This is a genomic window from Streptomyces sp. NPDC088794, from assembly GCF_044750545.1.
In the GTDB taxonomy this organism is placed as follows: domain Bacteria; phylum Actinomycetota; class Actinomycetes; order Streptomycetales; family Streptomycetaceae; genus Streptomyces.
This window is the reverse complement of sequence record NZ_JBIVKB010000023.1, coordinates 53,681-74,824: the sequence shown is the minus strand read 5'-3', so window position 1 is coordinate 74,824 and position 21,144 is coordinate 53,681. Positions and strand designations below refer to the sequence as shown.

Genomic DNA, 21,144 nt, shown 5'->3' with positions numbered 1-21,144 from the left:
CGGGTGCGGGGAGGGCCTCCTCACGTGTGTCTAGCGGTGGTTCAGCACTTCTTCTCGCGCAGGGAGTGCAGATAGGCGCTGGAGCGGCGCGCGAAGGTGAAGGACTCGGTCGGCTGGTCGTGCTCGACCTGCCAGTGGTGGGCGAGGCGCTCGCCGCGCAGCCGGCTCACTGCGGAGATGAACTTCTCGTAGTCGATGTCGCCGTCGCCGACGTCCACCATCCGGTAGCCGAACTGGTTCGAAGGGTCGCTCACCCCGTCCTTGACGTGGAAGAGCGGGTAGCGGTGCGGCTGCTTGAGCACGTAGCGCAGGGGGTCGAACGGCGCCGGCTTGCCGTCGGGCCGCGTCGAGAAGCGGAACTGGCCCGCGTACGCCCAGAAGATGTCCATCTCCAGGAACACCAGGTCGGGGTCGGTCTCGGCGAGCAGCACGTCGTAGAGCCGGACCTTGGGATTGTCGGAGGCGAAGCCGAACTCGTCGGAGTGGTTGTGCTGGTAGAACTTCATGCCGCGCTTCTTGGCGGCCGCCCCGTACGTGTTGAACTCCGCCGCGGCGCGCTTCCACGCGTCGACGGTCGAGCCGTAACGGAAGGGGCCGGACGCGGTGCCGATGTGCTTGAGGCCGAGGGCCTGGGCGTCGTCGAGGACCTTGGTCAGGTTCTGGGCGAAGGTGTAGGCGTTCGGGTCGTCGGAGTAGTAGCCGACGTGGCTGCCGATCGGGTTCAGCCCGTGGCTGTGCGCCAGCCGCTTGAGCTGGGCGAGGGTGATGGGCCCCGCGGAGCCCTGCGTGTAGCCGGCGAACTCGACCTCGTCGTACCCGTACTTCTCCAACTCGGCGAAGACGGGGGCGAAGCCGAGCGTGGAGACCTTGTCGCGCAGGCTGTAGAGCTGGATGCCGAGCCGGCCGGGCGGCAGGACGGGACGGCCACGGCCACCGGACGCGGCAGCGGCGGCCGTGCTCTCGGCGGCCGTCGCCGGGGTCGCCGCGGCGCCCAGCAGTGCGGCGGCGGTGGCACCCGCGGCCACGCCGAGCATGCCTCGTCTGCTGAGGCGGTGGGTGAGTTCGGGATCGGGCTGGGAGATGCGGCTCATGCCTGGAACTCCTCGGATTCGGAGGGCGTTGTCAGTGGTGAGTGCTTCACTCGGTACCAGTCGGATCACAGCGATCGGACGGGTCGATGGGGCCGGTCGGTCAGGTGAGACCGGCGAGTTGGAGCAGCAGTGACTTCACATCGGTGGCCGCGAGGCGGTCGCCGACAGCACGGGGGGTGGAGCAGATGAGGAGCGGACCGTCGTCGTCGCTCGCCGGAAGGCGGCCGTGGCTGCCGCGAATAGGTGACGGGTCCAACGGCACGACCGCCATGCGATAGCGCATGCCGAGTTTCTTGCGGGCCAGTGCCGTCGCCGCTTTGACCTTGACGTAGGGGTCGAGCGGATCCATGAACAACTCGACCGGGTCGTAGCCGGGTTTGCGGTGGATCTCGACGAGCTGCGCGAAGTCGGGCGCGCGGTCGTCGTCGAGCCAGTAGTAGTACGTGAACCAGGCGTCCGGCTCCGCGACGGCGACGAGCTCACCGGAGCGCGGGTGGTCGAGGTGGTGGGTCTTCTTGCCCTCGTCGTCCAGGAGTTGCTCGATGCCGGGCAGGTCGGCCAGGGCTGCCCGGGTGGCGTCGAGGTCCTCGGGGCGGCGCACGTAGACGTGGGCGATCTGGTGGTCGGCGACCGCGAAGGCACGGGAGGCCATCGGGTCCAGGTACTCCATGCCGTCCTGCGTGTGCACTTCGAGGAGTCCGGCGCGGCGCAGGGCCCGGTTGATGTCGACGGGGCGGTCCACGCGGGTGATGCCGTACTCGGACAGCGCGACGACGGTACGGCCCTCGGCGCGGGCGTCGTCCAGGAGCGGGGCCATGGCGGCGTCCAGGTCGGCGGCCGCTTTCAGGGAGCGCGGGTCGTCGGGGCCGAAGCGCTGCAGGTCGTAGTCGAGGTGCGGGAGGTAGCAGAGCGCCAGGTCGGGATGGCGGGTGCGCAGGATGTGGCGGGTCGCGTCGATGATCCACCGGCTGGAGACCAGGTCCGCACCCGGTCCCCAGAAGTGGAAGAGGGGGAAGGTGCCGAGTTTCTCGGTGAGTTCGTCGTGCAGGGCCGGGGGCCGGGTGTAGCAGTCGGGTTCCTTGCGGCCGTCGGCGTAGTAGACGGGACGGGGGGTGACGGTGAAGTCGGTGTCGGCGCCCATGGCGTACCACCAGCAGATGTTGGCGACGGTGTAGCCGGGGTGCGCGCGGCGGGCGGCGTCCCAGAGTCTGTCGCCGGCGACGAGGCCGTTGTGCTGGCGCCACAGGAGTACGTCGCCGAGTTCGCGGAAGTACCAGCCGTTGCCGACGATGCCGTGCTCGGACGGGTGGGTGCCGGTCAGGAAGGTGGACTGGGCGGCGCAGGTGACGGCGGGCAGGACGGTGCCGAGGGCGGCGCGGGAGCCGGACTGGGCGAGCGTCTTGAGGTGGGGCATGTGGTCGAGGAGACGGGGGGTGAGGCCTACGACGTCGAGGACGAGGAGGGGAGTGGGGCGCGACTCCCTGTGCGGGACGGGGAGCGGGGTGGTGTGCGAGGCACGGGCCGCGGTGACCGGGGGGACGGAGTCCCCGGTGGCAGGTGGTTCGGCCAGTCGGTCGCTCATGGGAGTTCCTTCAGGCCGAGGTCGGTCAACAGGTCGCGGGCGAGGGTGAGTTCGGCGGCGATGCCGTCGGCGAGCTGGGCTCGGCCGCGCGGGCGCAGCTCGGGCGGGAGGGCCTGCCAGGTGTAGGTCTCGACCTCCAGGTGGCGGGTGAGCGGATGCGGGCCGCCGACCAGCCGGGTGAGGGCCGCTTTGAGCACGGGGAGCGTGGAGGTGAGGGGCGCGGCGGGGGCCGCGTGCAGCGGGACGTGGAAGTGGGCGCGCCAAGGGGTCGCGTCCGGCAGGGCGTCGGACCGGAGCGCCGCGCCGAGGTCGTCGGTGCCGCGCAGGCCGGCGGCCGAGGCGGTGCGGGTCTGGTGCAGGAAGCGGGGCTCGTCGAAGGCGGCGAGCGCGGTACGGACCTCTGGGAGGTGGGGGTGTTCGGCGTGCAGGGCCGCCGACAGCTGGGACTTGACGACGGGGACGCCGGCTTCGGTGAGCGCGTCCAGGGCGGTGTGCGGATCTTCGAAGGAGGTGGCGAGGTGGCAGGTGTCGACGCAGATGCCGATGCGGTCGTGGGCGATCGCGGTCAGCGGGGCGATCGCGTCGCCGGTGGTCTCGACGACACAGCCCGGTTCGGGTTCCAGGCCGACGCGAATGGAGCGGCCGGTCAACTCGGCGAGGGCGTCGAGGCGTTCGGCGAGAGTGCGGAGGGCGGTACGGGCCTTCTCGGCGCGGCTCAGGTCATAGACGGAGCGCCAGGCGAGCGGCAGCGTCGAGATGGTGCCCTCGGTGACGTCGTCGGGCAGGAGTCCGGCGAGGACGCGGGCCAGGGCGGTGGTGTGCTCCAGGCGCTCGGGGTCGGCCCAGTCCGGCTTGTAGACGCGGTACTTGACCTCTTCGGCGCCGAAGCCCTCGTAGGGGAAGCCGTTGAGGGTGACGACTTCGAGGCCGCGTCGGTCGAGTTCGGTACGCAGGCCGCGCAGGGCGGAGGGGTCCGTGACGAGGGCGTGGGCGGCGTCCTTCGCGAGCCAGAGGCCGATGCCGAGGCGGTCGCGGCCCAGGCGGCGGCGGACGGGCTCGCAGTGGTCGCGGAGCTGGGCGAGGACGCCGTCCAGGGTCTCGGCCGGGTGGACGTTGGTGCAGTAGGCGAGGTGGACGGTCGAGCCGTCGGGATGGCGGAAGCGCATGGCTCACGCCCCGCCGCGGAGGATGGAGTTGCCCTCGTGGGTGGCGCCCGCGGCCGTGACGTCCAGATCCAGGTCCAGCCGGCCGCTGAGTCCGTAGAAGGCGACGGGGTTGCGCCACAGCACCCGGTCGACGTCGTCGTCCGAGAAGCCCTCGGCCAGCATCAGGTCGCCGACCCCGCGGGTCTTCAGCGGGTCGCTCTTTCCCCAGTCGGCGGCGGAGTTCACCAGGACCTGCTCGGGCCCGTACTCGCGCAGGATCGCGATCATCCGTTCCTCGTCCATCTTGGTGTCGGGATAGACGGAGAAACCCAGCCAACAGCCGCTGTCCTTGGCTTCCTTGACGGTCGTCTCGTTGAGGTGGTCGACGAGGACGAGGCCCGGGGCCAGCGCGGACTCGCGCACCACGTCGAGGGTGCGGCGCAGGCCGGCGAGCTTGTCGCGGTGCGGGGTGTGGACGAGCGCGGGCAGACCGTGGTCGGCGGCGAGTTGGAGCTGGGCGGCGAGGGCGGTGTCCTCGGCGGGGGTCATCGAGTCGTAGCCGATCTCGCCGACGGCGACGACCTGGTCCTTGACGAGATAGCGGGGCAGTTCGTCGAGGACGGGCGCGCAGCGCGGGTCGTTCGCCTCCTTGGGGTTGAGGGCGAGTGTGCAGTGGTGGGCGATGCCGTACTGCGCGGCGCGGAAGGGCTCCCAGCCCAGGAGGGAGTCGAAGTAGTCGAAGAAGGAGGCGGGTGAGGTGCGGGGCTGGCCGAGCCAGAAGGAGGGTTCGACGACGGCACGGACGCCTGCGGCGTGCATGGCCTCGTAGTCGTCGGTGGTCCGGGAGGTCATGTGGATGTGGGGGTCGAAGATGCGCATCAGGACTCCTCGCCGTCGGTTCCGCGCGGGCCGGGATCGGGTGCGGCGGCGGGCGCGGGTGGGGTGGCCGTGGGGTCGGTCAAGGTCAGGACGCGGTACAGGTCTTCGGGCACGGGACGGCCCGCGGCGGTGCGTTCGGCGGCGTAGTCGGCGAGCATGCGGGCGAGTTCGGCGTCGTCGCGTGCGCGGCGGTCCAGGTCGGCGATCTCGTCCACGGACACGCCGGTGAACAGGCACTTCAGGACGGCGTGCCGCCAGTGGTGGGGGGCGAGGTGCCGGGCGGCGTACGGGCCGACGGCTGCGGCGACGAGCCGGGTGTCGTTGGTCCGCAGGGCGTCCTCGACGAGCGGCAGGGCGTCGGGGCCGGCCACGAGATGGGGCAACGCGTGCAGGACGGCGCGGCGTTCGGCGGCGGTGCCCTGGAAGTAGACGCGGGTGACGGCGTCCGTGCCGGCGCGGGCGGCGTGCAGGATCAGCACGCGGGCGACATCGGCGTGCTCCGGGCCGCATCGTCGTCCGGCCTCGGCCAGGCGCAACTCCCAGACGGAGATGGGGCCGTGGATGCCGGGATGGGTGGCGGCCTCTTCGAGAGCCTGGTCCAGCCAGGCACGGGCGGCTCCGCCGAGGCGGGCGGTGAGGAGGCGGTGCAGGTCGGCTGGTGGGGTGCGGGCGAGGGGAGCGCCGGTGAGGTCGGGGGGCGTCATGTCGGAGGACGTCACGTCGGTGGCCGGGAGATCGGGGGTGGTGGGGGTGAGGTCACATGGGGTGAGGCCATTGGGGCCGGGGGCACTGGGGTCGAGGGGCGCGACGTCCGCGACCGGGGTCTCCGGTGCGGAGCGGTGGTGCGGGGCGGGGCCCGTCGTGGGGTTGGCCACGGTCGCGGGGTTTTCCACATTCGTGGGGTTGTCCACAGGTGGGCTCATGGGTCCGCTGGTCGGGTGTCTCATGAGGTGCTGCTCCCTTCGGGGGTGGCGGAGGGATCGCCGGGTGGTGGGGCGGGGTCCTGACCCATGTCGAGGGTGAGCGCAGGGTTGGCACCCGTGTCGAAGGCGAGCGCGGGGTCGGGCTGCTGCTCGCGCGGCGCCGCCGCCTGGGTCGCCGCGTGGCGGAGGAACGGGAGGGAGTGTTCGGCGAAGTGGGGGCCCGCGTGGGAGTGGCGGGGCAGTTCGACAACCGTCAGGCCCTGATAGCCGGTCGCGGCGAGGGCCGCGAGGACGGGCGGGAAGTCGATCTCGCCGTCTCCGAAGGGGAGGTGTTCGTGGACGCCGCGGCGCATGTCCTCGATCTGGACGTGCCGCAGCCAAGGGGCGGCGGCGCGTACGCAGTCAGCGGGAGAGAGGGGTTCGAGGCACTGGCAGTGGCCGATGTCGAGGGTCAGACCGAGGTGCTCCGGGTCGCCGAGGGTGTGGCGGAGCCGGTGGAAGTCGGCGAGTGAGCCGAGGAGGTGGCCTGGTTCGGGCTCGACGGCGAGGGGGACGCCGGCGTCGGCGGCGGCCTCCAGGACGGGCGTGAGCGCCTCGGCCAGTCGCTTCCACGAGGTGTCGGGGTCGGCGCCGTCCGGGGAGACGCCGCTGAAGCAGTGAACGGCGTGCGCACCGAGGTCGGCGGCGACCTGGACCGCGCGGATCAGCAGGTCGACGCGTCGGGCGCGGTCGTCCGGGTCCGGGTCGAGGAGCGACGGGCCGTGTTTGCGGCGCGGGTCCAGCACGTACCGGGCCCCGGTCTCGACGGTGACGTCCAGACCGAGCGCGTCCAGGCGGCCGGCCACGCGCTGGGTGCGGGCGGCGAGGTCGGGCGCCAACGGGTCCAGGTGCATGTGGTCGAGGGTCAGTCCGACGCCGTCGTAACCGAGGTCGGCGAGGAGGGAGAGGGCGTCGTCGAGGCGGAGGTCGGCCAGTCCGTTGGTGCCGTACCCGAAGTGGAGGGGGGTGTCGGTGGGAGGCACGGAGGATGAAGCGGTGGGGGCGGTGGTCTCCGAGCCGTCCGGGTGCCGCGTCGCCGGGGTCGTGTGGGGGGTCACGTGACGCTCACCTTCCTCGCGAACCTTCGGCCGAGTGGGGCGAGAGCCGCGATGAGCAGGGCCGAGGTGCCGGCGCCGGAGCGGGCGGTGAGGGCCGCCTGGAGAGGGATGGTGGCGCGGATGCCGCCGCCGACAGCTCGTTGGACGAGCGGGGGTGATGGATTGAGGGCGGCGTGGAAGTAGCGGCGACCGGCGGTGGCGGCGTAGCCGGCGGCCAGGGCCAGCCGCAGGGTGCTCGTGATGGAGAGGGAGGGATGGTCGGTGGTTCGGGCGAGCGGAGCCGTGTCCGTTCCCGGGTCCGGAAAGTCGTGGGTGGCTGCTTCGCCAGGACCTGTCAGGGGTCGCTGCGTGAGCAGACGGGTCACGAGGGCCGTGGTGGCCAGAGCCGCCAGCGGCGGCACGGGGGAACCGCCCGTCGTCTCCCGGCGGGACACCGTCGTCACCGCGAAGGTGTGCGTGCCGAGCAGGGCCGCGGAAGGCAGCGCGTCGTGGATGCGGCCCGCTGTCGCGGCGGCGCCGAGGAGGAGGTCGAGGCTGCGCGCGGCGGCCATGGCCGGGGGGCCTGCGGCGGTGTGCTTGAGGGTGAGGTCGTACGCCCAGACCGTGGCCGCCAGCGGTACGGCGACCGCGAGCGCCGGGCGGCCGGCGCGGGCGGCGAGGGCCAGCCCGGCGCCGGTGAGGACGCAGGCCGTCGACAGGGCGGCGGCCGGGTGGATGCGGCCTGATGGGAGAGGGCGGTGGGGGCGTTCGACGGCGTCCTCCTCGCGGTCCGCCCAGTCGTTGAGGGCCATGCCGGCCTCGTAGAGGCAGAGGGAGGAGCCGATGGCCAGCAGGGTGCGGGAGTTGGGGGCGGTGGCGGTCGCCGCGGCGCCGGCGAGGGCGTCGCCGGGGACGGTGAACAGGGCGGGGAGGCGCAGGAGTTCGGCCCAGGCGAGGCGGCGGCTCGGGCGCCGGTCCGCGTTGCCACGTACTGAAGTCGACGTGTCGGTCGGCCTCTTCGCGCCCCTAGTTGTGGAGCCGTCCGTCAGCGCGGGACCCCCGGTCACCACAGCTCCCCCGAACGGCCTGCCCCGGACGAACCCTTCTCCCGCCCGGGCCGACCCTCGCCCTCGGTTCGCCCGCGGACGCCCTGAGTTGGCCCGTCGACACCTTGAGCTGGCCCATCGACACCCTGAGCTCGCCCACCGCCACCCCCTGCGGCCCCCTCGGTCCCCCTCAACCGCCCCGCGAACCCCACCAACACCTCGTACTGCTCCCCCAACCCCGCGGGCCCCTCCCCCACCGGGTCCTTGAAGAAGAAGCCGAGTTCGCCGAGCGGACCGGACAGGCCCGTCTCCTGGGCCCGTGCCGTCAGGCGGGCCAGGTCCAGGACCAGCGGAGCGGCCAGCGCCGAGTCGCAGCCCTGCCAGATGGTCTGGAGGATCATGCGGGTGCCGAGGAAGCCGTCGAAGGCGATGTGGTCCCAGGCGGTCTTCCAGTCGCCGAGCGCCGGGACGTCGTCGATGTGGACCTCGCCCTCGGGGGTCGTGCCGAGGGTGTCGGCGAGGACGCGTTCCTTGCCGGCGTTCTTGGCTGCCGCCGCGGCCGGATCCGCGAGGGCGGCGCCGTCGCCGCCGCCGAGGAGGTTGGCGCCGGACCAGGCGCGGACCGCGAGGGCGCGTTGGGTGAACATCGGGCCGAGCACGGAACGGAGCAGTGTCTGGCCGGTCTTGCCGTCGCGGCCCGCGTACGGCAGCCCGCTCGATGCGGCCGCATCCGCCAGCTCCGGGTGGTGCAGGCCCGTCGACGGGGTGAAGTTGACGTACGGGCAGCCGGCGCGCAGGGCCGCCGCCGCGTACAGGGAGCTGGGCGGGAGCGCGCGTCCCTGTGCCGGGGGTTCGGTCGAGGCGACGTTCACCACCACCGCGCGGGCCAGGCCGGACCGTCGTACGAAGTCGGTGATGTCCGCCGCGAAGGCCTCGATCAGTTCCTGTTCGGTGCGGGTGTCGCCCGGGGCCGGGCCGCCCGGCCTGATCTCCCGGTCCGCGGCGGCCAGTTCGGCCGCGACCGCCGTGGGGAGGCCGGGTGGGAGGACGCCGCCGGCCGCGAGGGCCTCGGCGCGCTTGGGGAGGGGGCAGTCCACCGTGTCGTGGCCGCCGAAGACGAGGGAAGTGAGGGGTGGCAGGCCGCTCTCCGCGAAGGCGGGGGTCTCGGTGACCAGGCTCGTCGGTGGGTGCAGTCCCGCGGTCATGGCGGCGCAGCCCGCGACGACCGTGGTGGCCACGGAGCCGCGGGCCCCGATGAGCCAGACGCCGATGCGTGGTGAGGAGACGGAGTCGGAAACGGAAACGGACGCGGACATGGGCAGCCTCCTTGTCGAACGCGTCGGCATCGAACGCCTCGTGCGCGCACCCCAGGACGGGGCGGCCGGATGACCCCTGAAAAGGGCCGGCCGGAAGACGGTGGGCGAGAGTCCGGCGTCTCCCGCCCACCGCCGCTCAATTGCCCTTGGCGGGCAGTTCCTTGAGCCGGATGTCGCGGAAGGACACCTGGTCGTCGGCTCCGTGGTTCTGGATGCCGAGGTGTCCGTCGCGCAGGCTCCGGGCCGGGTCGGTGTTGCGGAAATCGTTGATCTGAACGCCGTTGAGATAGACGCGGAGTCGCTCGCCCTCCACGCGGATCTCGTACGTGTTCCACTCCCCCGGCGGATTCAGCGCGCGGTCGCGCTTCTTGAGGTCGGCGGAGCGGAAGCCGTACACGGAACCCGTGGTCTTCTCGGGCGCATCCGTGGCGTCGATCTGGATCTCGTAGCCGTTGTCCACGGCCGACCACGGGTCGTCCGAGGGCGGGAAGCCCACGAACACACCGGAGTTGTCGTCGCCCGAGGCGCCGGCCATCTTCCAGTCGAGCTTCAGGGAGTACGAGGTGAAGCCCGACGTCGCGTACCAGAGCAGGCCCATCCCGCCCGACGACGTCAGCGTGCCGTCGTCGGAGAGGGTGAAGGAGCCCGGTCCCGCCTGCCGCCAGTCCGCCAGCGAAGCGGCCGTGCCGTCGAAGAGCGGGCGATACCCGTTCTCCGCGCGGCAGTCGGCCTGGGCGTCACCGACGGCCCAGCGGATCCCGCCCAACAGATGGGCGCGGAAGGCGGGTTCGGCGTAGGACTCCTTGGTGTGGCCGGCGCCGGTGTAGAAGGCGCGGCCGCCCTGGTAGTTCTGGCACCAGGCGATCGGGTGATCGCCGTTCATCGTGCCGCCGGTGTACGACGACTCGTCGAGCGAGGCCAGGACATGGGCCCGGTCCCGGGGGTTCGAGCGGTAGTTGTACCACTCGTCGGTGCGGGTCCAGGTGTCGGCAAGGCCCGCGGTCGCCGGGTGACCGCGATCCTCGACGTCCACGGTCGCGGGCTGGACCGCCGGGTGCGACTGGAAGTAGGCGCCGGCCAGGCCGCCGTAGAACGCCCAGTCGTACTCGGTGTCGGCGGCGGCATGGACGCCGACGTAGCCGCCGCCGTGCCTGATGTAGCCCTCGAACGCCCGCTGTTGGGCCGCGTCGAGGACGTCACCGGTGGTGGAGAGGAAGACGACCGCGTCGTACCGCCGCAGGTTGCGGTCGGTGAACTTGCCCGCGTCCTCGGTCGCGTCGACGCTGAAGCCGCCGCTCGCGCCGAGTTGCCGTACCGCCTCGATGCCCTCCGGGATGGAGTCGTGCCGGAAGCCGGCCGTCTTGGAGAAGACCAGCACCCGCTTCCCGTCGGCACCGCCGTGTCCCGCGTCCCCGGGGTGCGAGGAGGCCGGGCCCGAGACGCAGCCGAGGAGCAGGGCGGCGCCCACAACTGCGGTCGCCAGTCGGCTCGTTGAGCGCATCACGTCGCCTCCCCTCAACTCGTCGTGAAGGTGAAGTCGTCCACGTCGAACAGCGCGCCCGTGCCGCCCTTGAAGACCAGGTAGAGCGTGGTCGTGCCCTTGGGTGCGCGGGACAGGTTCGCGGTGACGTCCTGGAAGGTCTCCCAACCGCCGGTCACCGGGACGGTCGCCTTGCCGAGCAGCGTGCCCTTCGCGGAGCCCGACCTGATCTCCAGCGTGCCGCCCGCGCCGCCCGAAGAGACGCGTGCCGTCACGGACTTGGCGTTGTTCAGGACGTACGGCGTGAAGGAGATCCAGTCGCCGTTGTCGATGTCGCCGACGGTCTTTCCGCCGTGCGCGGTGTCCTTGGTGATGACGGAGATGCCGGAGTTGCTGTTGAAGTGCTCGGCCTGGCGGTGCCTGGGCTCCAGGACGCTCTGGTCGTGCGAGGTGAGCGGGGCCTGGCCGCCGCCTCCGTTGTCGGTGTACTCGGCGTTCAGCACACCGAAGATGTTGGCGTCCTCGTCGTGACCGCCGTCGGCGCTGGTCTGGATGGTGCCGGTGCAGCCGGTGGCCGAGGTCTGCGGGTGGCCGTGGGTGTCGTGGCCGAGGACGAAGGTGACCTTGACCTTGGCGCAGTCGATGGTCCTGCGGTCCTCGGGATCGGTGACCTTCACCTTGAACGGGATCGCGTCACCGAAGCTGAACAGCTGTCCGTCCTTGGGCAGTTCGAGGACCACCGTCGGCGCGGTGTTGCCGACGACGACCTGCACACTGGCGCCGCCGGTACGGCCCGAGGCGTCCTTGGCGGTCAGGGTCGCGGTGTAGGTCCCGTTCTTCTTGTACTTGTGCGTCGGGTTCGCCGCCGTCGACGTGCCGCCGTCGCCGAAGTCCCAGCTGTACGTGAGCGCGTCGCCGTCCTGGTCACTGCTGCCCTCGGACGAGAACTTGACCTTCAACGGGGCCTGTCCCGAGGTGCGGTCGGCCGCGGCCTGCGCCACCGGGGAGTGGCCGTCGGTCGCGTTCTCGATCCGGTAGAGACCGGAGTTCTCGTCGCCGCCGAACCACGCGGTGCCGTAGTCGAGGACGTACAGCGCGCCGTCCGGACCGAAGGCCATGTCCATCACCTGGGTACCGGTCCACGGGAAGGCGTTGATCGACTGCACGCTGCCGCTGCCGTCGCTCACGATCCGCTTGATCCAGCGTCGGCCGAACTCACCCGCGAAGAAGTTCCCGTCGTACGCCTCGGGGAACTTGACCGGCGAGTCGAGCGTGGCGTCGTAGTGGTAGACCGGGCCGCCCATCGGGGACTCGGATCCGTCGCCCAACTCCGGTACGGACGGGCCGTTGTAGGGGATCCAGGCGGGCTGCGCCGGGGGAAGGTCGGTGAGCCCGGTGTTGTGCGGGGAGTTGTTCTTCGGAGCGGCGCAGTCGAAGGACGCGCCGGACGTCTTGGTCGCGAAGTCGTAGTCCACGTAGGCGTCGTTGGCGCCGGTGCAGTACGGCCAGCCGAAGTTGCCGGGGCCGGTGACGCGGGCGAACTCGACCTGTCCGGCCGGGCCGCGTGCCGGGTCGGCGGCGCCCGCGTCGGGGCCGTACTCGCCGACGTAGAGGATGCCGGTCTTCTTGTCGACGCTGAAGCGGAACGGGTTGCGGAAGCCCATCGCGTAGATCTCGGGCTTCGTCTTGTCCGTGCCGGGAGCGAAGAGGTTGCCGTCGGGGACCGTGTACGAGCCGTCGGCGGCGACCTTGACGCGCAGGATCTTGCCGCGCAGGTCGTTGGTGTTGCCGGCCGAACGCTGGGCGTCGAAGGCGGGGTTGCGGTCGGCGCGCTCGTCGAGGGGGCTGTAGCCGTCGGACTGGAAGGGGTTGGTGTCGTCGCCCGTCGACAGGTACAGGTTGCCCGCCGCGTCGAAGTCGATGTCGCCGCCGACATGGCAGCACAGGCCGCGCGAGGCCGGAACGTCGAGGACCTTCTTCTCGCTGGCGTTGTCGAGGGTGCCGTCCGCGTTCAGGACGAAGCGGGAGAGTCGGTTGACGCCGTCGAAGGGCGCGAAGTCGGCTGCGGTGCCCGTCTCGGGGGCGTCGCCCGCCGGGGTGTTCAACGGGGGCGCGTAGTAGAGGTAGATGGCCCGGTTGGTGGCGAAGTCCGGGTCCACGCCGACGCCTTGGAGGCCTTCCTCGTCGTGGGAGTAGACGTCGAGCTTGCCGATCAGCCGCGTGTTGCCGGCGGCGTCCGTCAGCCTCAACTCGCCATCGCGCGAGGTGTGCAGGACCGAGCGGTCCGGGAGGACGGCGAGCGACATGGGCTCGCCGACCTCGGGCTCGCCCTTGGCGAGGGTGACCTGCTGGAAGTCCTCGGCGGCGACAGCCGGGGCGGCTCCCGGGTCGGCGACGGCTGCGCCGGCCTGCGGGGCGGTGAGCGTGAGGGTGGCGCCCGCCAGGAGTGCCCCGCTGAAGAGGGCCACCGCCTCGCGGAAGGACGGGCGTCGTCTGTGGGTCTCGATTCTGTCGGTGCTGGTGGTGCGGTCGTTCCCGTGCACGAATGCCTCCAGAGTGGGGCTGGTTGTACGGGCGGGTGCGGGTACGCCGGGATGCGCCGTCATCCCGGAGAGCTGAGCGGTGGGGGGTGGGGGTCAGTTGCCGAACGCCGCGTCGAAGGACGCCGTCGGCGGCTCGAAGTCGAAGGCCTTGAGCCGGGTCAGAGCCTCGGGAGCACCTTGGAGCCGGTCCATGCCGGCGTCCTCCCACTCGACCGAGATGGGGCCCTGGTAGTCGATGGAGCGCAGCATCCGGAAGACGTCCTCCCAGGGCACGTCGCCGTGGCCCGCGGAGACGAAGTCCCAGCCGCGGCGCGGGTCGCCCCACGGCAGGTGGGAGCCGAGCCGGCCGTTGCGGCCGTCGAGGCGCTTGCGGGCCTCCTTGCAGTCGACGTGGTAGATCCGGTCGCGGAAGTCCCACAGGAAGCCGACGGGGTCGAGGTCCTGCCACACGAAGTGCGAGGGGTCGAAGTTGAGGCCGAAGGCGGGGCGCCCGCCAACCGCCTCCAGGGCGCGGTGAGTTGTCCAGTAGTCGTAGGCGATCTCGCTGGGGTGGACCTCGTGGGCGAAGCGCACGCCCTCCGCGTCGAAGACGTCGAGGATCGGGTTCCAGCGCTCGGCGAAGTCCTCGTAGCCGCGCTCGATCATCGCCTCGGGGGCGGGCGGGAACATGGCGACCAGGTGCCAGATGGCGGAGCCGGTGAAGCCGATGACGGTGTCGACGCCGAAGGCCGCCGCGGCGCGCGCGGTGTCCTTGATCCGGTTCGCAGCGCGTTGCCGTACGCCCTCCGGGTCGCCGTCGCCCCACACCTCGGCGGACAGGATGCCCTGGTGACGTTCGTCGATGATGGCGTCGCAGACGGCCTGGCCGGTCAGGTGGTTGGAGATGGCCCAGCACTTGAGGCCGTACTTGTCGAGGAGTTGCTTCCTGGACTCGATGTACGTCGAGTCGGCGAGCGCCTTGTCGACCTCGAAGTGGTCGCCCCAGCAGGCGAGTTCGAGCCCGTCGTAGCCGAAGTCGCGGGCGAGGCGGCAGACCTCCTCCAGGGGAAGGTCGGCCCACTGACCGGTGAAGAGCGTGAACTGACGCGGCATCTCTCTCAATCCTCCTCAGACGGCGATGGGCGTGAAGACGGAGTTCTTCTCGGCGCTCTCCTCGACCGCCGCCAGCACCCGCTGCACCTGGAGCCCGTCGGCGAACGAGGGCCGGGGTTGCCGTCCCTCGGCGATCGCGTGGACGAGGTCGCGGGCCTGGTGGACGAAGGTGTGCTCGTAGCCGAGGCCGTGGCCCGGCGGCCACCAGGCGTCCAGGTAGGGGTGGTCAGGTTCGGTGACGAGGATGCGGCGGAAGCCGGCGTGCGCCCCGGGTTCCGTACCGTCGTGGTACGAGAGTTCGTTGAGGCGCTCCAGGTCGAAGGCCAACGAGCCGTCCGCGCCGTTGAGTTCGATGCGCAGGGCGTTCTTGCGGCCGGTCGCGTAGCGGGTGGCCTCGAAGGAGGCGAGGGCGCCGGAGGCGAAGCGGCCGGTGAACAGGGCGGCGTCGTCGACGGTGACCGTGCCGGTGCCCGCGGTCGACACGGCGGACAGGCCGCTGGTGGGACCGCCGGGCAGCGGTCGTTGGCGTACGAAGGTCTCGGTCAGGGCGGAGACCCCGGCCAGCGGCTCACCCGCGAGGAACTGGGCGAGGTCGATGATGTGCGCGCCCAGGTCGCCGAGGGAGCCGGAGCCCGCCGTCTCCCTCCGCAGCCGCCAGGTGAGCGGGAACTCGGGGTCCACCAGCCAGTCCTGAAGGTACGTCACCCGCACGTGCCGCAGGGCGCCGAGCCGGCCCTCCGCCACCATGTTCCGGGCGAGCGCGGTGGCGGGCACCCGGCGGTAGTTGAAGCCGACCATCGCCAACTGCCCTCGCTGGTACGCCGCTTCGGCCGCCGCCGTCATCGACTCGGCCTCCTCGACGGTGTTCGCGAGGGGCTTCTCGCACAGCACGTGCTTACCGGCGGCGAGGGCCGCGAGGGCGATCTCGGCATGGCTGTCGCCCGGCGTGCAGATGTCGACCAGGTCGACGTCGTCCCGCGCGACCAGGGCCCGCCAGTCGGTCTCGGCCGCCGCCCAGCCGTGCCGGTCCGCCGCCGCCCGTACGGCGGCGGCGTCGCGCCCGCAGATGGCGGCCAGGACCGGGCGGCGCGGCAGGTCGAAGACCCGGCCCACGGTGCGCCAGCCCTGGGAGTGAGCGGCACCCATGAAGGCGTAGCCGACCATGCCGACCCGTAGCGGCGGCTGTTCTCCCGGTGACCCGTCCGACTGCTGCGGCTGTCCCATAGGGATGTCCTCCTCGTCCTCGTGGTGAATGCGCCGTGGGGGGTGCGGGGCCGGCACGGTCAGCGGAAGCCGGTGGACATGTACTGGTCGACGTTGTCCTTGTCGACGACGGCGGAGTAGAGCGTCAGCGAGGCCGGGATCTCGAACTCGGAGAGACCGCCGATGCCCTTGCCCTGGCCCAGCGCGCGGGCCAGGTCGATCGCGGAGGAGGCCATCGTCGGCGGGTACAGGACCGTCGCCTTGAGCACGCCGTTGTCCTGCTTGATCGCCTGGAACGCGGAGAGCGCGCCCGCGCCGCCGACCATCAGGAAGTCGTCGCGTCCGGCCTGCTCGATGGCGCGCAGCGCGCCCACGCCCTGGTCGTCGTCGTGGTTCCACAGGGCGTCGAACTTGGGCTGTGCCTGGAGGAGTTGGGCCATCTTGGCCTGGCCCGACTCGACCGTGAACTCGGCGGCCTGGCGGGCCACCTTCTTGACGTTGGGGTAGTTCTTCAGGGCGTCGTCGAAGCCCTGGGTGCGCTGCTTGGTCAGCTCCAGGTTGTCGAGCCCGGCGAGTTCGATGACCCGGGCGTTCTTGGTGTCCTTGAGCTGTTCGCCGATGTAGGTGCCGGCGTTGAGGCCCATGCCGTAGTTGTCGCCGCCGATCCAGCAGCGGTACGCCTGCGGGGAGTTGAAGATGCGGTCGAGGTTGACGACGGGGATGCCCGCGCGCATCGCCTTCAACCCGACCTGGGTGAGCGCCTTGCCGTCGGCGGGCAGCACCACCAGGACGTCGACCTTCTTGTTGATGAGGGTCTCGATCTGCCCGATCTGCTGGGCGGTGTCGTTGGAGCCCTCGGTGATCTCCAGGGAGACGTCGGAGTACTTCTTCGCGCGGCTCTTGGCGTTGTCGTTGATCGCGTTGAGCCAGCCGTGGTCGGCCTGCGGTCCGGCGAAGCCGATGGTGACGTGCTTGCCGGGGGTGTCGGAGGCGGCCGGCTGGTTGTCGGAGGCGGCGGCCTCGTCCTTGGGGTCGTTGCTCGTGCAGCCCACGAGGAGGGCACCGGTGGATACGGCGGCGGCCCCGAAGAGGAGTCCTCTGCGGCTCGTGAAAGGCGTCGGCTCTGGCATGGCGGTGAACCCTTTCCTCAGGTCGTGCTCGCGGTACGGCGCTGGACCAGCACGGCGGCGACGATGATCGCGCCCTTGGCGATCTGCTGGACGTCGCTCTGCAGGTTGTTCAGGGCGAAGATGTTGGTGATCGTGGTGAAGATCAGGACGCCGAGCACGGAGCCGGTGATGGTGCCCCGGCCGCCGCTGAGCAGGGTGCCGCCGATGATCGCGGCGGCGATGGCGTCGAGTTCGTAGAGGTTGCCGTTGGTGTTCTGGCCGGAGCCGGACAGGATGATCAGCAGGAAGGCGGCGATGCCGCAGCACAGTCCGGACAGCAGGTACAGGTAGAGGCGTTGGCGGCGGACGTCGATGCCGGCCAGGCGGGCGGCCTCCGAGTTGCCGCCGACGGCGACCGTGCGGCGGCCGAAGGTGGTGCGGTTGAGGATCAGCCAGCCGATGATCGTGACGACGGCGAAGACCATGACCAGCGGCGGGATGCCGAGTACATAGGCGTCGCGTTCGCCGAGGTCGAGGATGCTGTTGATGGTGACGATCTGCGTCTTGCCGTCGGTGATCTGGAGCGCGAGTCCGCGCGCCGAGGCCAGCATGGCGAGGGTGGCGATGAACGGGACCATCCCGCCGTACGCGATGAGCAGTCCGTTGACCAGGCCGCAGCCGATGCCGACGAGCACCGCGGTGAACAGGACGCCTGCGAAGCCGTAGTCCTGTGTGGCCAGCGTCGTCGCCCACACCGAGGACAGGGCGACGATCGCGCCGACCGACAGGTCGATGCCGCCGGAGGTGATGACGAAGGTCATGCCGACGGTGACGACGCCGATCACCGAGGCCTGGGTGAGGACGAGTTGGAGGTTGCGGGTGTCCAGGAACTCGTCGGGCTTGGTGATCCCGCCGATCAGGACCAGGACCGCCAACACGCCGAGGAGGGACAGGGTGCGGACGTCGGCGTGGGCGAACACGCCCCGCCACACAGGGGGTTGGCCGACCGTCGGCACCTTGTCGGTGTTGTCCCGCGGTGGGGAGGCATGCTGCGTCATGACGCCGGGCTTCCTTCCATGACCAGGTCGAGTACGCGGTGTTCGTCCAGCTCCCGGGCGGGCGCCGTGTGGACGACCCGGCCCTCGCGGAGCACCAGTACGCGGTCGGCGAGGCCGAGCACCTCGGGCACCTCGCTGGAGACCAGGAGCACGGCGAGGCCCTCGTCGGCGAGCCGGCGGATCACCGCGTACAGCTCGGCGCGGGCGCCGACGTCGACGCCCCGGGTCGGTTCGTCGAGCAGCAGCACCCGGCAGCCGCGCAGCAGCCAGCGGGCCAGGACGGCCTTCTGCTGGTTGCCGCCGGACAGGGTGCGGATCGGGACGGACGGGTTGTCGGGCCGCAGCGACAGCTCACGCGTCGCGGCCCGGGCGGCGCCCGTCTCGGCTCCCCGGTCGATCCAACCGGCCCGCGAGAAGCGGGACATGGAGGAGACCGAGACATTGCGGGTGACGGACTCCAGCATCAGCAGGGCCTGTGCCTTGCGCTCCTCGGGGGCGAGCCCGAGCCCGGCCCGGACCGCGGCGCGCACACTGCCGGGCCGCAACGCCCGTCCGTCGACGCGGACTTGACCGGCGGTGGGCTTGCGGGCGCCGTAGATCGTCTCCAGGATCTCCGACCGCCCCGAGCCGACGAGTCCGGCCAGTCCGACGATCTCGCCGGGCTGGATGCTGAGGTCGAGCGACTCGAACTCGCCCTCCCTGGCCAGTCCTTGGACCTCCAGGACGGGTGTGCCCTGCGGCTGTGCCGTGGGCCGCTCGGGGAAGACGTACTCGACGTTGCGGCCGGTCATCAGGGCGACCACCTCGCGCGTCGGCGTCGACTCTGCGGGCAGTCCGACCGCCACCGCGCGTCCGTCCTTCAGCACGGTCACGCGGTCGCCGATCCGGCGGATCTCCTCCAGGCGGTGCGAGATGTAGACGACGGCGACCCCGTCGGCCGTCAGGTCGCCGACGATCCGGAAGAGGTTGTCGACCTCGTCCGGATCGAGGGCGGCGGACGGCTCGTCCATCACGATGAGGCGTACGTCGTGGGAGAGCGCGCGGGCCATGGAGACGATCTGCTGCTGGGCGGCGGACAACGCCCCGACGAGCCGCGCCGGATCGATCTCCGGGTGCCCAAGTCGCTTCAGCAGAGCGGCAGTTGACGCTTTGGCGGCCTTCCCCCGTACGACGAAACCGGCCGCCGTGGGTTCATGGCCCAGGTGGACGTTCTCGGCCACCGACAGGTGCTCCACCAGGTCGAGTTCCTGGTAGATGGTGGCGATGCCGAGGCGCATGGCGGCGATCGGCGAGCGCAGGGTGACCGGCTCCCCGCGCCAGTGGATGGTGCCCGTGTCGGGCTGGTGGGCACCGGACAGGACCTTGATGAGCGTGGACTTGCCGGCCCCGTTCTGGCCGAGCAGACAGTGCACCTCGCCGGCCTGGACGTCGAGGTCGACGCCGTCGAGGGCCCGGACTCCGGGGAACGACTTGGTGATGCCGGACATGCTGAGCAGCGGTGGTTCTGGTGCCATCGGTGTTCCCCTTGGCTGGCGTGCGGGCCGGTTTCAGGGCAGGGCGAAGATTCGGCGCGGGGAGGAGAGTCCACGCGGGGCGAAGCTTCTGGGCAGGGCGAAGCAGGGCGCTGTACGGGTGGGCCGTTGCGGACCGCGCGTCCACGCGGTGCGGAACGTGTCTACGCGGGTGAGAACAGGTGGTCGCTGATCAGTCGGGCCGCGCCGATGACTCCGGCGGTGGGGCCCAACTCACCCAGGACGATGGGCAGGTTGCCGGTCGCCAGCGGGAGTGACTGGCGGTAGACCTGGGTGCGGATCGCGGCGAGCAGGGTGTGGCCGAGGCCGGTCACCCCGCCGCCGATCACCACCAGGCCGGGGTTGAAGAAGGAGACGAGGCTGGCGATGACCTCGCCGGTGCGGTTGCCGCCCTCGCGGATCAGGTCGAGGGATGTGGCGTCACCCGCGGCGGCCGCGGCGGCGACGTCCACGGCGGTCAGGGTGCCGGTCGCCTCCAGCCGGGTCGCGAGCTCCACCGACCGCCCCTGCTGGGCCGCCTCCAGCGCGTCCCTGGCCAGGGCCGCGCCGCTGAAGTGGGCTTCGAGACAGCCCCGGTTGCCGCAGGCGCACGGACGTCCGTCGGGCACGGCCTGGATGTGCCCGATGTCGCCCGCGCTGCCCGTCACCCCGCGGTGGACCTCACCGCCGGCGACGATGCCGCAGCCGATGCCGGTACCGATCTTGACGCAGAGGAAGTCGCCCACGGAACGGGCTACGCCCGCGTGCTGCTCCCCCATGGCCATCAGGTTCACGTCGTTGTCGACCATGACCGGACAGCCGAGTTCCTGACTGAGCGCCTCCCGCACCGGGAAGCCGTCCCAGCCCGGCATGATCGGCGGCGCCACCGGGACGCCCTCGGGGAAGCGGACCGGTCCGGGGACACCGATACCGGCGCCGTCGAACCCTTCCGCGAGCCCCGAGGCCCTCAACTTCGCTGCCATGGACAGGACTTGCTCGAAGACCGCGACCGGGCCCTCGCGCACGTCCATGGGCTGGTTGAGATGGCCCAGCACCTCCAGTTCGGCGTTGGTGACGGCGACGTCGACCGAGGTCGCGCCGATGTCCACGCCGAGGAACCGCAGGTTCGGGGCCAACCGGATGTTGTGGGACCGCCGGCCACCGCGCGAGGCGGCGAGTCCGTCGGCCACGATCAGGCCCGTCTCCAGCAGCCGGTCCACCTCCACGGCCAGCTTCGACCGTGACAGATCGATCTGATCGCCCAGCTGCGCACGGGAGTTGGGACCTCCGTCACGCAACAGCTTGAGGAGCCTGGCCTGATGGGCGTTGGCGGGTCGTGCCGTCATGCGTCTCACTGGCCCCTCCCCGCCTCAATCGGCCGCCTCTGTTCGGGCTTTCGAGGGGAACGTAGCAGCGGGCGCCGAACCTGGGAAGAAGCTGTGCACGAATTACCGACGACTTTCTCCACTGAGAGGACAAAGGGAAGTGGGACGTCTCCCGGCCCCAAGAGGGTTGAAAAGGGCCGTTGTTGGCTACCCTTTGGCTGCGGTGCAGGAGTGCTTGGGGGGAGCGCGAATGACTCAGGAACCATCGCCAGGACGGATCGGCACCGGCGAGGCCGACGCCGGAACCGTCGTCGGCACCGAGCCCGGTTACGCGATGAAGGTGGCGAACGGCTCGTACGACTGGTACCGCTCGGCGGCGATCAAGGCCCGCCGCTACTTCCGGCTCACCGAGGCTCTGCAACTCCTGCTCTCCGCGGCGATCCCGGTCTCCGCCGTCATCGCCCCCTCGAACGCGCAGGTGCCCGCCGTCCTGGGTGGTGTCGTGGTAGTGATCACCGGCCTGCGTGCCGTCTTCCACTGGCAGGACGACTACCTGCGCTTCAGCGAGGCCCGCGAAGCCGTCGAGGCGGAACGCAGGCTCTACCGCACGGGCGCCGAGCCGTACGACGACCCCGCCACCCGCGACCAGGTGCTCGCCGCCGGCGTGACCCGGATAGAGCAGCGCGAGATGGGCACGTGGGTGCAGCTCGCGAGCGCGCGGACCGAGTCCTCGGGGAAGTGACGGGCGGTCCCGCCAGGATCACC

General features: G+C 71.3%; 17 protein-coding genes. 1 reads left to right on the top strand and 16 read right to left on the bottom strand.

The features are described 5' to 3' along the window. Positions 1 to 41: 41 nt before the first annotated feature. The 16 genes from ACIP6U_RS43845 to ACIP6U_RS43770 form a co-directional block, all read right to left on the bottom strand. A complete protein-coding gene (locus ACIP6U_RS43845; protein WP_401728634.1) occupies positions 42 to 1,091 on the bottom strand; it encodes a sugar phosphate isomerase/epimerase family protein in 1,050 nt (349 codons plus the stop codon). Positions 1,092 to 1,191: 100 nt separating this feature from the next. Further along, positions 1,192 to 2,673 carry a nucleotide pyrophosphatase/phosphodiesterase family protein gene (locus ACIP6U_RS43840; protein ID WP_401728633.1) on the bottom strand — a complete coding sequence of 494 codons (1,482 nt, stop codon included), beginning with the start codon at positions 2,671 to 2,673 and terminating at the stop codon, positions 1,192 to 1,194. Continuing rightward, complete coding sequence (gene eboE, locus ACIP6U_RS43835) at positions 2,670 to 3,839, bottom strand: metabolite traffic protein EboE (RefSeq protein ID WP_401728632.1); 1,170 nt, start codon at positions 3,837 to 3,839, stop codon at positions 2,670 to 2,672. The genes ACIP6U_RS43840 and eboE overlap by 4 nt, the downstream gene beginning before the upstream one ends. Positions 3,840 to 3,842: 3 nt before the next feature. After that, complete coding sequence (locus ACIP6U_RS43830; protein WP_401728631.1) at positions 3,843 to 4,697, bottom strand: TatD family hydrolase; 855 nt, start codon at positions 4,695 to 4,697, stop codon at positions 3,843 to 3,845. Beyond that, positions 4,697 to 5,401, bottom strand: coding sequence for an EboA domain-containing protein (locus ACIP6U_RS43825; protein ID WP_401728738.1), 705 nt, complete (start codon positions 5,399 to 5,401; stop codon positions 4,697 to 4,699). The genes ACIP6U_RS43830 and ACIP6U_RS43825 overlap by 1 nt, the downstream gene beginning before the upstream one ends. Before the next feature lie 239 nt (positions 5,402 to 5,640). After that, positions 5,641 to 6,642, bottom strand: coding sequence for a sugar phosphate isomerase/epimerase family protein (locus ACIP6U_RS43820; protein ID WP_401728736.1), 1,002 nt, complete (start codon positions 6,640 to 6,642; stop codon positions 5,641 to 5,643). 71 nt (positions 6,643 to 6,713) lie between these two features. Further along, a complete protein-coding gene (locus tag ACIP6U_RS43815) occupies positions 6,714 to 7,634 on the bottom strand; it encodes an SCO3242 family prenyltransferase (protein WP_401728734.1) in 921 nt (306 codons plus the stop codon). 125 nt (positions 7,635 to 7,759) lie between these two features. Further along, on the bottom strand, positions 7,760 to 9,058 hold the full coding sequence (locus ACIP6U_RS43810; protein WP_401728630.1) for an inositol-3-phosphate synthase: 1,299 nt from the start codon (positions 9,056 to 9,058) through the stop codon (positions 7,760 to 7,762). A gap of 136 nt (positions 9,059 to 9,194) precedes the next feature. Continuing rightward, positions 9,195 to 10,559 carry a ThuA domain-containing protein gene (locus ACIP6U_RS43805; RefSeq protein ID WP_401728629.1) on the bottom strand — a complete coding sequence of 455 codons (1,365 nt, stop codon included), beginning with the start codon at positions 10,557 to 10,559 and terminating at the stop codon, positions 9,195 to 9,197. A 14-nt stretch (positions 10,560 to 10,573) separates the two neighbouring features. Beyond that, positions 10,574 to 13,081 (bottom strand): PQQ-dependent sugar dehydrogenase, encoded by a 2,508-nt coding sequence (locus tag ACIP6U_RS43800; RefSeq protein WP_401728733.1) that lies wholly within the window; start codon positions 13,079 to 13,081, stop codon positions 10,574 to 10,576. Between the two features lie 93 nt (positions 13,082 to 13,174). After that, positions 13,175 to 14,173: a sugar phosphate isomerase/epimerase family protein gene (locus ACIP6U_RS43795; protein ID WP_401728627.1), complete on the bottom strand. Its 999-nt coding sequence runs from the start codon at positions 14,171 to 14,173 to the stop codon at positions 13,175 to 13,177. Positions 14,174 to 14,188: 15 nt separating this feature from the next. Then, a complete protein-coding gene (locus ACIP6U_RS43790; protein ID WP_401728626.1) occupies positions 14,189 to 15,397 on the bottom strand; it encodes a Gfo/Idh/MocA family protein in 1,209 nt (402 codons plus the stop codon). A gap of 59 nt (positions 15,398 to 15,456) precedes the next feature. After that, on the bottom strand, positions 15,457 to 16,506 hold the full coding sequence (locus ACIP6U_RS43785) for a substrate-binding domain-containing protein (protein WP_124001823.1): 1,050 nt from the start codon (positions 16,504 to 16,506) through the stop codon (positions 15,457 to 15,459). Between the two features lie 17 nt (positions 16,507 to 16,523). Then, the gene (locus ACIP6U_RS43780) at positions 16,524 to 17,543 is read right to left on the bottom strand and encodes an ABC transporter permease (RefSeq protein WP_401728625.1); all 1,020 of its coding nucleotides are present in this window, start codon (positions 17,541 to 17,543) and stop codon (positions 16,524 to 16,526) included. Continuing rightward, positions 17,540 to 19,057 (bottom strand): sugar ABC transporter ATP-binding protein, encoded by a 1,518-nt coding sequence (locus ACIP6U_RS43775; protein ID WP_401728623.1) that lies wholly within the window; start codon positions 19,055 to 19,057, stop codon positions 17,540 to 17,542. The genes ACIP6U_RS43780 and ACIP6U_RS43775 overlap by 4 nt, the downstream gene beginning before the upstream one ends. 161 nt (positions 19,058 to 19,218) lie before the next feature. Beyond that, complete coding sequence (locus ACIP6U_RS43770) at positions 19,219 to 20,400, bottom strand: ROK family protein (RefSeq protein ID WP_401728622.1); 1,182 nt, start codon at positions 20,398 to 20,400, stop codon at positions 19,219 to 19,221. A 229-nt stretch (positions 20,401 to 20,629) separates the two neighbouring features. On the opposite strand from ACIP6U_RS43770, the gene ACIP6U_RS43765 reads away from it, so the two are divergent. Next, a complete protein-coding gene (locus ACIP6U_RS43765; RefSeq protein WP_401728621.1) occupies positions 20,630 to 21,121 on the top strand; it encodes a DUF4231 domain-containing protein in 492 nt (163 codons plus the stop codon). Positions 21,122 to 21,144: the final 23 nt, after the last annotated feature.